The organism is Neobacillus terrisolis (assembly GCF_051233475.1).
GTDB lineage: Bacteria > Bacillota > Bacilli > Bacillales > Cytobacillaceae > Bacillus_BU.
Genome location: NZ_JBKFGH010000040.1, coordinates 51,493 through 62,991, shown reverse-complemented (window position 1 = coordinate 62,991; position 11,499 = coordinate 51,493). Strand labels below are relative to the sequence as shown.

The 11,499-nt window shown below is 37.9% G+C and carries 13 protein-coding genes and 1 rRNA gene; 2 read left to right on the top strand and 12 right to left on the bottom strand.

Translation table 11 applies throughout. The features are described 5' to 3' along the window. A 16S ribosomal RNA gene (locus ACI48O_RS21090) occupies nt 1-106 on the bottom strand; the annotation flags it as partial. Nucleotides 107-442: 336 nt separating this feature from the next. Continuing rightward, nucleotides 443-673: a hypothetical protein gene (locus ACI48O_RS21085; protein WP_435563793.1), complete on the bottom strand. Its 231-nt coding sequence runs from the start codon at nt 671-673 to the stop codon at nt 443-445. Between the two features lie 131 nt (nt 674-804). Here ACI48O_RS21085 and pdaB point away from each other — a divergent pair, with 131 nt between their 5' ends. Then, the gene (gene pdaB / locus ACI48O_RS21080; RefSeq protein ID WP_435563792.1) at nt 805-1,557 is read left to right on the top strand and encodes a polysaccharide deacetylase family sporulation protein PdaB; all 753 of its coding nucleotides are present in this window, start codon (nt 805-807) and stop codon (nt 1,555-1,557) included. Nucleotides 1,558-1,792: 235 nt separating this feature from the next. Here pdaB and ACI48O_RS21075 read toward each other — a convergent pair whose 3' ends face one another. Continuing rightward, the gene (locus ACI48O_RS21075) at nt 1,793-2,422 is read right to left on the bottom strand and encodes a KinB-signaling pathway activation protein (protein ID WP_435563791.1); all 630 of its coding nucleotides are present in this window, start codon (nt 2,420-2,422) and stop codon (nt 1,793-1,795) included. 184 nt (nt 2,423-2,606) lie between these two features. Here ACI48O_RS21075 and gerD point away from each other — a divergent pair, with 184 nt between their 5' ends. Further along, nucleotides 2,607-3,185, top strand: coding sequence for a spore germination lipoprotein GerD (gene gerD, locus ACI48O_RS21070; protein ID WP_435563790.1), 579 nt, complete (start codon nt 2,607-2,609; stop codon nt 3,183-3,185). An 84-nt stretch (nt 3,186-3,269) separates the two neighbouring features. Here the strand turns inward: gerD and ACI48O_RS21065 are convergent, their stop codons facing one another. From ACI48O_RS21065 to truA, 9 genes are all read right to left on the bottom strand, one after another. Further along, entirely contained in the window at nt 3,270-4,325 is a 1,056-nt protein-coding gene (locus tag ACI48O_RS21065) for an Mrp/NBP35 family ATP-binding protein (protein ID WP_435563789.1), read from the bottom strand. 126 nt (nt 4,326-4,451) lie between these two features. Next, nucleotides 4,452-5,171, bottom strand: coding sequence for an N-acetylmuramoyl-L-alanine amidase CwlD (gene cwlD, locus ACI48O_RS21060; protein WP_435563788.1), 720 nt, complete (start codon nt 5,169-5,171; stop codon nt 4,452-4,454). A 110-nt stretch (nt 5,172-5,281) separates the two neighbouring features. Continuing rightward, nucleotides 5,282-5,731: a YbaK family protein gene (locus ACI48O_RS21055; RefSeq protein ID WP_435563796.1), complete on the bottom strand. Its 450-nt coding sequence runs from the start codon at nt 5,729-5,731 to the stop codon at nt 5,282-5,284. A gap of 184 nt (nt 5,732-5,915) precedes the next feature. Then, entirely contained in the window at nt 5,916-6,887 is a 972-nt protein-coding gene (locus ACI48O_RS21050) for a phosphotransferase (protein ID WP_435563787.1), read from the bottom strand. A 41-nt stretch (nt 6,888-6,928) separates the two neighbouring features. Then, nucleotides 6,929-8,008, bottom strand: a complete 1,080-nt coding sequence (locus ACI48O_RS21045) for a glycosyltransferase (protein WP_435563786.1) — start codon at nt 8,006-8,008, stop codon at nt 6,929-6,931. A 30-nt stretch (nt 8,009-8,038) separates the two neighbouring features. Then, nucleotides 8,039-9,496, bottom strand: a complete 1,458-nt coding sequence (locus ACI48O_RS21040) for a hypothetical protein (protein WP_435563785.1) — start codon at nt 9,494-9,496, stop codon at nt 8,039-8,041. Nucleotides 9,497-9,709: 213 nt separating this feature from the next. Next, on the bottom strand, nt 9,710-10,102 hold the full coding sequence (gene rpsI / locus ACI48O_RS21035; protein WP_435563784.1) for a 30S ribosomal protein S9: 393 nt from the start codon (nt 10,100-10,102) through the stop codon (nt 9,710-9,712). A 21-nt stretch (nt 10,103-10,123) separates the two neighbouring features. After that, nucleotides 10,124-10,561 (bottom strand): 50S ribosomal protein L13, encoded by a 438-nt coding sequence (gene rplM / locus ACI48O_RS21030; RefSeq protein WP_435563783.1) that lies wholly within the window; start codon nt 10,559-10,561, stop codon nt 10,124-10,126. A gap of 188 nt (nt 10,562-10,749) precedes the next feature. Continuing rightward, the gene (gene truA / locus ACI48O_RS21025) at nt 10,750-11,487 is read right to left on the bottom strand and encodes a tRNA pseudouridine(38-40) synthase TruA (protein ID WP_435563782.1); all 738 of its coding nucleotides are present in this window, start codon (nt 11,485-11,487) and stop codon (nt 10,750-10,752) included. Nucleotides 11,488-11,499: the final 12 nt, after the last annotated feature.

The window sequence follows — 11,499 nt, the reverse complement described above, 5'->3', positions numbered from 1 at the left end:
GTCCGCCGCTGACTTCAGGGAGCAAGCTCCCATCAATCCGCTCGACTTGCATGTATTAGGCACGCCGCCAGCGTTCGTCCTGAGCCAGGATCAAACTCTCCGAGAAAGTTGATTTAGCTCATAAAAGTTACGTTGGCTAGTGTGTCTCGACCGAAGTCAATCACACTATAAAATATTATTGTTGACGTTTGTTTGTTTAGTTTTCAAAGAGCAATTTTATAACTTGTCACCGAGAGGCGACTTTCTTAATATATCATACAGCGTTTTTACTGTCAACATATTTTTTAAACCGTCTACCGCAAAGGATTTCGTTTTTCTTTTGTTCGTTTGCAGCGACGTTTATTAATATAACAAGATGCAACTTATTAGTCAACAGTTTTTTGCAAATTATTTAATTGCACTGACATTAGTTTTTTATAAGCTATATATTTGCCTAAATTATTCAGCCCTTTTTTAACTGTTTATATTTGGACGGCATATATTTAAAGCATTCGAATGGTGGGGCAAACCGTTTAAATAGGGAAAATAATATTTTATACCTTTCTTCCATCGCATTTTTGACGGTATGGTCGATTCGTTCATCTTTTAAATCATATAAGATTTCATCCATTTCTCTTTTAATTAAATACCTTATTTCCTGTTCCTCTTTTCTATTGATCATCATACCAAGCATATAAAACACCTCTTGATTAAAATGTAGTTTTTGTAGTGTTTTCCATATTTGGTTTTTTTATTAGCAAAATGATCATATCAATCATTCTAGCGCATAGGATAGGATTGAGTGTATGGGACGAGGTGACGAGGATGAATTTCTTTTTCGTATTAAATGGTAAGTCCATTAAACATTTAGTGTTAATTATGGTCGCAGCTTTCTTTACCGCTTTTTTCATGTACATGGAAAACATCTTTCATCTTGCGGTGTTTACTGCTAAAGATAGCCCGAAAGCCATTTATAAGGGTGAAAAGGATGTTGCTTTAACATTTAACATCGGTTGGGGTGATGAAAAGGCCGAACCTATTATCGACATTTTAAAAAAGGAAAATGTTAAATCGGCAACTTTTTTTCTGTCCGGCTCTTGGGCGGAAAGACACCCTGACCTTGTCGAAAGAATGGTGAAAGAAGGATTTGAAATTGGAATACTTGGTTACTCATACCAAGATTATTCGGAATTAGAGGATTCAAAAATTAGAAAGGATTTAGTACTGGCTCAGGAGGCATTTAAAAAGTTAAATGTTAAAGGGATAGAGTTGGTTCGTGCCCCTACCGGACATTTTGACCAGCGGGCACTTAAAATTGCCTCCCAATATGGCTATAAGTTTGTCCACTGGAGTATTGACTCGAAAGATTGGACCAATCCTGGCGTAAAAGAAATTACCAAGAATGTTTCAAGAGCGAAAAAAGGAGACATTATCCTATTGCACGCATCAGATTCTGCCAAACAAACCGCAAAGGCCCTTCCGGAAGTTATCGATGAGTTAAGGAGAAAGGGTCTTAAATTAGTATCCGTTTCCGAAATGATCGCCAATGGAAATGCTCAATCTTCTGAAATAAATTAAGAAAGGCGCAAGCGCCCGGGTAGCGCACGACAGGACTGGAGCACACCGACTGAGATAAAGGAAACACGAAGAGCGATAGCGATTCGATGTTGACTTATCGTAGGGAGGTGGGCGAAGTTCACTAGGAGCTGGGCGCTGGAGCTAGACACTCATTTACTTAAATACTTTCTCAACTTATAAAAAAAAGGCCTGGGCCCTAAGGAAGCTGATGGTGATTTTCAGCCTCCTTAGGAATTCAGGCTTTTTGAACGTGATTTCTTTGCAAATGTGATGTTTCATTGAGCTTATGAAGAACTAGTAATTGATATGCATTGCAGACAAGTAAGGGAACTAACATTAAATACAACCAGCTTTTTTCGTTTACCCGTAAAACTGGCATCCACTCAATTACAGTAATAACCATCATGAAGAATAAAGCTGGGATAAACGCATCCTTGTTCGTTTGCTTTGCTTTTTGCCATGCAACAATAATCCCGAATAATAAGATAAATAGGGCAACAGCAATATATGGAATATAGCTATCCCCTTCTTTTGCAAAAAATAAATAGCGGAAATAGGCTAAATCAAATAAAACAAATCCAATTAAGACAATCTGAACTCTATTCCAAAGACTAACACTTCGAAAGATTCCCAAGCCAAACCGATGTATTGTTAAATAGGCAAAAAAGCCCATTTGGCTTAACAGACTAAATATTAGCCCCATTCCCATTAACCAAAAAAAGATCGATATAATTTCAACTAAATCGAAATTAGAAAAAAACGGTTTAAATTCCTCCCAACGAACAACAAAACCTACAACCCCAGTTATAAGTGCCCCAAGTAATGAAGTTGAAAAAAACAACTTTACCAAATTACGGCTATTCACAATTTTTCCCCCATTTTTCTTTTTAACAATTCGTTCTCTTGTTTCGAAGAAAATAATATTATTTACTGCCTTGATTGTACCAACCAAATTTTGAAAAATCTAGATATTCACTTGTAAATGCATAAAATTTGTCCTTATTTCTCATTCTATAAGTAAGAAATGCTTTGTGAAGGGAGCTTTTTTTATGTTGAAATGGTCAAAGCTGCTCCTCCCATTTTGCTTTTTGTATATAATATCCGGCTGCTCTGAGGCAGACTTACAAGGTGCACAAATGGATTATGAAGAAACAAAAAAAATGGTTGTCGACATATTAAAAACTGATGATGGGAAAAAAGCAATCCAAGAAGTCATGTCCGACGAAAAACTTAAACAACAATTGGTGATGGATCAAGTAGTCGTAAAGGATACAATTGAACAAACTCTTACATCCGATAAGGGAATGGAGTTTTGGAAAAAGGCCTATTCAGATCCAAAATTTGCTGAAGGTGTGGCCAAAAGCATGCAAAAGGAAAATGCAACCTTAATGAAAAACTTAATGAATGATCCAGATTATCGAAGCAAAATGGTCGAACTGATGAAGGATCCTGAGCTACAAAAGGAAGTTCAAGATACACTGAAAAGCACTGAATATCGTGCCTATATGGAAAAAGTCGTAAGTGAGACTTTTGAAAATCCATTATTTAAGGCAAAAATAGAAGATCTTTTAATGAAGGCAGCTGCTGAGACAAAAACCGGAAAAAAAGAGGAAGCAACTGGTGCATAATTACCTTAGCTTCTTAACAAAGATTTGCTTTTTAAACAAAAAAAAGCCCCCTTTATTTAAGGAGGCTTTTTCTTTGTTTATTTACTAATTTTCAATCGTTTCCATAATCTTTTGGGCAATATCACGATAAATCTTACCTAGCTTATGGTCTTCCTGATAAACGGATGGTGCAAAATCTTCTTCATTCCAATCAGGCTGACCTAATGGAAGTTGACCAAGTACTTTCGTTTGAAGCTCTTCGGCTAATTTTTCTCCTCCGCCTCGACCAAAAATATATTCCTTCTCACCCGTTTTTTCACTCTCGAAATAGGACATATTCTCAATAACCCCAATCACTTCATGATCAGTTTTGATTGCCATTGCCCCTGCACGGGCTGCAACAAAGGCAGCAGTAGGATGTGGAGTAGTAACGATTACTTCCTTACAAGCTGGAAGCATGGAATGAACATCTAAAGCAACATCTCCTGTACCTGGAGGAAGATCCAGCAATAGATAGTCTAACTCACCCCAGTTCACCTCATTGAAGAAGCTGTTTAACATTTTGCCAAGCATTGGTCCACGCCAAATAATTGGAGCATTATCTTCTACAAAGAATCCCATGGAAATAACCTTTACACCAAAACGGTCAACAGGGATGATTTTATCATCTTTAACAGCAGGACGATTCGTGATTCCCATCATGTCTGGTACACTAAATCCATAAATATCTGCATCAACTAAACCGACTTTTTTCCCTAAACGCGCTAATGATACGGCAAGGTTTACTGATACTGTTGATTTTCCAACGCCACCTTTTCCGCTCGCAATAGCAATAAAGGTTGTTTTGCTTGAAGGAGAAAGCAACCCTTCTTCCTCCGGAGCAGCTTCTGCGCGGAATTTCGCCAAAACCTCTTCAGGAAGCTCGCTGAAACGAAGTCCAACTGTATTAGCTCCCTCTTGCTTTAGCAAAGATACAATTTCTGATTGAAGTTGAAGCTGTTCCGCTGTGCCGGTTTTAGCAATCGCCACCTTGACACTAACATGGCCTTTTTCTTCATTAATTTTCACTTCTTGAATGGCTGAAACTTCTTCAAGTGTTTTATGTAAAAAAGGCTCCTTTAATCCATTTAAAAGCTCTACTACTTTTGCCTCTGTTAACATTTCTACACACCTACCTTATGTATTTATATCCAATTCATAATATACCATAATTCACAAAAATAACAGTTATGTGAATCACACCCTATTATGTTATACCAAAAAAATAAAAAGAAGGTGATTCACCTTCTAGTTTGTTTCTTTTAGTTCTTTTTCAACCGTAAAGTAGCGAATTATTCCTTTATAAATAGAGGCGGCTACTTTCTCCTGATATCCTTCCTGTTTCAAATTGTTTCGTTCAGCTGGATTTGATAAAAAGCCGATTTCAACTAATGCTCCAGGCTTCTTTGCGTGTTTTAGTATATAAACATGATGAATCGGCTTGGCTACCCGCTTCGTATTTTCCATATTCTTGCGTAATTCATCTTGGATAAATTTTGCCGCTCTTTCATTTTCATTTTTTCGAGGTGCATAAAACGTTTGTGCTCCACTCCAGCGGGGCGATGGAATTGAATTTAAATGGATACTGACAAATAAATCGGCATCAGAATCGTTAATCATTTTTAACCGTGTTTTTAAATCCTCTACTTTTCTTCGGCTGTAACCCCTTGTATCGTTATCAGCTAAATCACGATCGGTTTCCCGAGTCATTATAACAAGAGCTCCTTGCTCTTGAAGATAATCCCTTATTTTTAAGGACACATCTAAGGCGATGTCCTTTTCAAGAGCTCGCTTATCTCCTGCTCCCCCATCGGGACCTCCATGACCGGGATCAAGCATAATTATTTTACCGCTCAAGGGGAGATTCCATGACTTCCAAGAGTCATCTTCTCTAAAATCATACTGTAATATGAAAAATAAAATGATTAGCCCAAGAGCAAATCCACTAATTTTTAATTTTCGTTTCATACGTTAAGTGTCTCCCTCCTGCCCGTCCCTTTCAATTAACTATATGGGACAAGAGAAAGATTTAGAACGCAAAAACAAGGTACACAAAAGAACTTAAGGTATGCTAATGATTAGTGAAGACGGAGTTTATACCGTCTTTCCCCTTTTTGGAAACCTTCCCTCCACCAGGAATCTACATACTGTTCGCAAATATAAAATAAAGACTCACTTTGAATACCATCATCCCCAAGGCCTTGCCCCCAATAAAGAATAAAATTATATAACGTATCGGACAAATGCTTTAACTCATTTTCACACCGCATTTGAACCTGTTTCATATTTTCACCAAAATATCCAAACCGGCTCATTCGAGCTCCGAGTAAATACCCTTCAATCGCAACATCATAACAGGCCTCCTCCATCCCTGATTTAAGCAAAACACTAGAGGCTATTCTTGATGAACCAAAATATCTTTGAACACTCGTTTTAAGCATTTGAATTGATAAATCGCGAAGCAATGTCCGTTCATATTTTATTTGTTTCTCACGTTTTTTTTCTTTAAATGTTGTTATCAAGGTCATTTTCATTTTACACCCCTTTGAAGGTAGTCTTTATCCTTCTGACAGGTGTAATACCATCTTCGCTAAGCTTTATGTTTCCAATTTTAATGGGAAATAATAGGATTAATAAAGAAAACTCCAGTAAATAGGCTGGAGCTGCCTGAAAGGGGAACGAAACTCCTCTGTCAGAGGGCCAGTTCTTCATTTAAAGGAAAAATCTTTCCCCCCCTTGACTAAGTAAAAATTCAATCAGAGGCTCATTTACTTTTATCTGATTATCTACTTCTACAACGGATTCTATAATAAAAAATAACGCTACTTTTGCAATGACTATTGGTAAGAATTTTTTTTCTTCTAATGTCAGCTCATCATAACTATCCAGATACATTTTCGAATTGATCTTACTGCTCTTATTCGGGGAACGCATGAAAATCCAATATATACAATAAGCCACATCGTAAGCCCGTTTCCCTGGTCGAACATAATCAAAATCCAGAATACACGCAACAGACCCATCCTTATTATAGATATGGTTCCAAGGATGCCAGTCATCATGGATAATCGTATCTTTAAATTCAATTTCATTTGCTTTTTGCCAATGCTTAATTAGAAGAGAATATAGGGATTCAATTTTGGAAAGGGAGGAATTGGATATCGATTCTTTATGTTGATACAAACGGTTTAATCTAATTTTGAGGTTTTCTTCAGTTGGGCAGATTGAGTCTATTGGCAACGGCCCCTGCTTAAATAAGTTTAATGCGGCATGAAATCTGTTCAGCATTCTTGCATTGGACTTAATTTGTTCAGGGACAAATTTAAAGCTAGAACCTTGGATAAACGGGTACACTTGAATCAGTCTGTTATTGATTAAAGAGTAATACTCTCCAGTTTTATTTTTAATAGCATTTTCAACAGGTATAGAGGCCTCCTTCAAACATAAAATGATATCCTCAATATATTTTATTCGTTCCTTTGAAGCAGGATGTGTTACATACCGCAATACATATTTACCTTTTTCCGTTTTGACTAGAATAGGGACATTGGCTCTACCTCCGAGAACACCAATGATACGCTGAATTTCACCTAAATGATGTTGTTGGCAAATCCATTGAATTTCGTCTGTTGTAATTTTGTTGCCATGCCTATCTGTTATGATCTTCGATTCCTTTTTAGACACAGTATCCCCCCAATATTATAAAGGGTAGTGGAAACGATTTTTTATATTTGCATTTTTTCACTCCGATTACATTGATCTAACAAAGCTTTTTCTATCCGATTGACCACTTTTTCTACATCATAATCTACTGCAGTTTGTTTTACGGTTTCTTGACTGGGAAGAAGGATTTCCTTTTGCACAACGCCATTAAGAATACTGGATAAGGCAACTACATCTTGATAAGGATAGAGCCAACCATTAATTCCATTTTGAATCATCTCCGCGGGACCTGATGGACAATCACCTGCAATGACAGGAATTCCATGTGCATGGGCTTCAATGATACAGACGGGAAATCCTTCAAAATCAGAAGGCAGGAGCATAGCTGATGCCTTTTTTATGACCTCCCAAGGCCTGGTTTTCCATCCCTCCCAAGTAATACGATCATCTATACCAAGTTCTTTAGCCAATTTTTTATAACTAGGTCCCTTATCTCCATCACCGATAACTTGTAATGTCCAATCTCCTGAAACATTAGCAAGAGCGTGAAGAACACGATCTAATCTTTTTTGGTGACCCAATCGACCAAGGAAAATAAAATGAGGAATCGTTGGTCTAGAGATGAAATCCGTCTGCATCGAAACAGGATTATAAACAAGATAAGTAGGTCCGTATTCGTCTAATTTTCGAAGTTCAAGCATATTTTCTTTGTTGATCGAAAGATGGGCATCAGCAAAAATAAGGTTCTTTTGATTTTTCAATACTTTAAGAGACAAGTGAATCCAACTAATGATTTTAGGGCGATCGATATAAACCTCTGAGGCTATTCGGGCTGGAATGATATTTTCAATATCCATTGGGACGATAACATCAGGAGCAGGAAGCCTTCGCAACCCCTCTTGCAACATCATGATCCGGCCGTATGTTTCATTCGCATCGACAAAGCGCCATTGTTTGGATTCTACCTCGGCTTCAAGATAAATGACTGGAATTCCAAGTGTCCAATCAGTATACTCTGATTTCTTCATCAGAATAATTTTTACATCATGACCTCTTTTCATTAAATCTTTACAAACCATTGGGACAACCGTTTCCATTCCACCGCGTCCATATAAATAATGATTATAAAAATATATTCGCATAGGATCTCCTCCACTCTACAAAGGCTTTCGTTATCCGCTTAATCCGCTTAATCCGCTCCATCCCTGAATATTGCCTTCAAAGAATGAAACTAAGGGTCCGATCCAAATTCCATCTTCCCTTACATATGACACTAATTTTCCGCTAAGATACGCCACAATAACCAACTGTTCATTCTCGTTTCGTAAGATTGATAACGGTCTTATAATGTTCTTGTTATCAATTAAAACTGGGCCCTCCCATTCATTGGAACGCCGTTTGTTGTCACGGTACCAATACCCTAACCCACCGTTAATAAGTGGTGCAACAACTTCAAAATCGCCCTCTTTGTTTTCAACTAGAATTGGAATCCCCGTCGTATTTGAACCAAACATTGTACTCATGCGCCAACAAATTTCACCTTGTTCATCTCGCCAATAATGGGCCAGTTTTTGATCATGTCTAATGACAGCTTCTAGGTAACCTGATTTGCTTTTAATCATTGTCACAGCTTCAGCATTATCTTCACCGAAGACATATGGCCCGAACCAAGGTAAATTGTCGGCTAGTTTTCTCCAATTTGCCACCCGACCTGATTTTAAAGGAGCTAGCCATTCATTGGGGCCGGAGTGTAAACCATTATCGGACAATAGAGAGGGCACACCTTTAACCTGATCAATATTCGGTATATATCCTGAATTCCCACTATCGTGACCGCTTTGTTGTATTTCTTGAAGCAGCAAGTGATTTAAGAGAATTCTCGCCCCATCATGCTTATTTCTTCTTACAGGGTGGAAAAGATATCTTGGTTCTCCTTCGTTTAAATGATGGATTACCTCATCATACGAAAAAAATGGGCGATATCTAATAAGGCTACCTGCTTCATTTGGATATGATTTGTATTTCAATCCTAGTTGTCTCGCCATATTTACATACACAATTTCTTCCAAGGCGTGGGTCTTAGTCTCAGCTATATTCTTTGTTAACAATGGCAACTGCGGTGAATTTAGCAGCGTTTGAATATAATTTCTGCTAAACACCTGCCCGACATTAAATACTCCATAAAATGACTCAACATTAAATAGCGGCTCCCACTTTTCTTTCTCTTCATTGAAAGTTTTAGCTGGATACCACTTTTTGTGAGCCTTCCTTAATTTAGCCGCCATATAGTCTGTATCTTCCATAGAATCGATAATAAATTCTTCAAAGCCTTTTCTCCCAAATAAACTATCTGAGTCCAAATTAATTAAGTATTGGTATGGAAAGTCAATGTCCTCTAACCATTTCATTACTTCAAGATGGTAAATACTCAGAAAACCGTACTTTAATTCTCTGCTTCTTGGACAAATAGGATATCCTAATCCCTCACAGAGCTCAAGATCATCACCACCATTAAATAACACAATTGAACTATTTGGACAAAAGAATCGTATGTTATTAAGCAACTCCCTGACTAGTTCCTTGTTTTCATGGACCAAGACCGCAAAACAGATCTTCTTTTCTAAACTCAATAGGATCCACCTCACTGTTTCTTGTGCTGTTTGACAGGATTTATTGTGATAAATATACCAACCGTAGAACTCATATAAATTAAGTTTATGTTTAAACAATAAGATGATGATTATCGATAAACCCTTTTTGAGAATTTACCCTCTCGATGTCTTGGGAGGAAAATAAAAAAGACCCCCAACCGGTATAGGTTGAGAGTCTTGAACGAGAAAATATTAACGCTTTGAGAACTGAGGCGCACGACGAGCACCTTTAAGACCGTATTTCTTACGCTCTTTCATACGTGCATCACGAGTTAATAAACCAGCGCGCTTTAATGTTGGACGGAATTCTGGATCAGCTTGAAGTAACGCACGAGCGATACCGTGGCGGATTGCGCCAGCTTGACCAGTGTAACCTCCACCTTTAACATTAACAAGAACATCGTAGCTTCCTAATGTTTCAGTTGCATTTAATGGTTGCTTAACAACTTCACGTAATGCTTCAAATGGAATGTAATCTGTGATTTGACGATCGTTGATCGTGATGGTTCCGTTACCTGGAACTAAACGTACACGTGCAACGGAGCTTTTACGACGACCAGTACCGATATATTGAACTTGTGCCAAGTTAATAACCTCCTCTAAAAATTATCCGCGAAGTGTGTAAACTTCTGGTTTTTGTGCTTGTTGCTGATGCTCAGCGCCAGCATAAACGTGTAATTTCTTGAACATTTGACGACCTAGAGAGTTCTTTGGAAGCATGCCTTTGATAGCAAGCTCGATCATTTTCTCAGGGTAGTTTGTACGCATTTCAAGAGCTGTTCTTTGCTTTAATCCACCTGGGTGGTTTGTGTGACGGTAGTAAATTTTATCAGTTAGCTTTTTACCAGTTAACTCGATCTTAGATGCATTCACGATGATTACATGATCACCAGTGTCAACATGTGGTGTATAAGTTGGTTTATTTTTACCACGTAAAATTGATGCAACTTCACTTGCAAGGCGACCTAAAGTCTGTCCTTCTGCATCAATCACGTACCATTTACGTTCAATATTGTTTGAATTAGCCATAAACGTTGTACGCATGAATTTCCCTCCTAAATAATCTATTTCAGATTGTCCATATATATTTTTACACAAATTGCTCTTCCGGGGCTCATTGTGGGGTTAAAATACATACCATATGATATAATATCTCGTTGTGGGCAAATTGTCAACACCAGGATTAGTTGCCTTACATAAAAAATAATAAAATCTTCCCACTTAAATCTATATCAATAAAGCACTTCCCATAAATAAAGCCCATGTGCCGGGGCGGTTTTCCCCGCCAAGGTTCGGTCTTTCTTGGCTAAAAGGTCAGAAATAGACTGTGGGGATCTCTCCCCTGTACCCACCTCTAACAGCGTTCCAACCAATATCCTCACCATATTATATAAAAACCCATTGCCAACAAAACGAAACACCAGTAGTCCATTTTCTTCGAAAAGCTCGATTTCGTGTATCGTTCGTACTCGATCCTCCACCTCTGTCTTTGCAGAGCAAAAACTGGTGAAATCATGAGTTCCCATTAAAGAACCGATTGCAAGCTCTATATCAGAAAAATTTAATCGATATTTGAATTGATACGCAAAATGTTGTTGAAATGGATCGCGAATAGCCCCTAAATAAAGATAATAGCGATACTCTTTTTTGACCACACTAAATCTTGCATGAAAGTCATTGGAAACTTTCTCCACCCTTATTACAGATATATCATCCGGCAGCAATGTGTTTAAGGCAATCGTCCACTTGTCTTCCGGGATGGCTAATGGTGAGTCGAAATGTATAACCTGGCCCTTCGCATGCACGCCAGCATCGGTCCTTCCAGAGGCAAACACCCGCATTGAAATTCCTTTATGAAGTTTCTCTAGGGCCTTCTCTATTTCACTTTGAACCGTTCTTTTATCTGGCTGAACTTGATAACCAGAAAATAATGTTCCAACGTAGGCAACTTTACATTTATAGCGTTGCATCGTAATACCCCA

Bases quoted from the DNA above. Each gene is read 5' to 3' on its own strand.
- ACI48O_RS21085 (WP_435563793.1), bottom strand. From the start codon at position 673: ATGCTTGGTATGATGATCAATAGAAAAGAGGAACAGGAAATAAGGTAT.
- ACI48O_RS21065 (WP_435563789.1), bottom strand. From the start codon at position 4,325: ATGTTAACAGAGGCAAAAGTAGTAGAGCTTTTAAATGGATTAAAGGAG.
- pdaB (WP_435563792.1), top strand. From the start codon at position 805: ATGAATTTCTTTTTCGTATTAAATGGTAAGTCCATTAAACATTTAGTG.
- cwlD (WP_435563788.1), bottom strand. From the start codon at position 5,171: ATGAAACGAAAATTAAAAATTAGTGGATTTGCTCTTGGGCTAATCATT.
- truA (WP_435563782.1), bottom strand. From the start codon at position 11,487: ATGCAACGCTATAAATGTAAAGTTGCCTACGTTGGAACATTATTTTCT.
- ACI48O_RS21045 (WP_435563786.1), bottom strand. From the start codon at position 8,008: ATGCGAATATATTTTTATAATCATTATTTATATGGACGCGGTGGAATG.
- rplM (WP_435563783.1), bottom strand. From the start codon at position 10,561: ATGCGTACAACGTTTATGGCTAATTCAAACAATATTGAACGTAAATGG.
- ACI48O_RS21055 (WP_435563796.1), bottom strand. From the start codon at position 5,731: ATGACCTTGATAACAACATTTAAAGAAAAAAAACGTGAGAAACAAATA.
- gerD (WP_435563790.1), top strand. From the start codon at position 2,607: ATGTTGAAATGGTCAAAGCTGCTCCTCCCATTTTGCTTTTTGTATATA.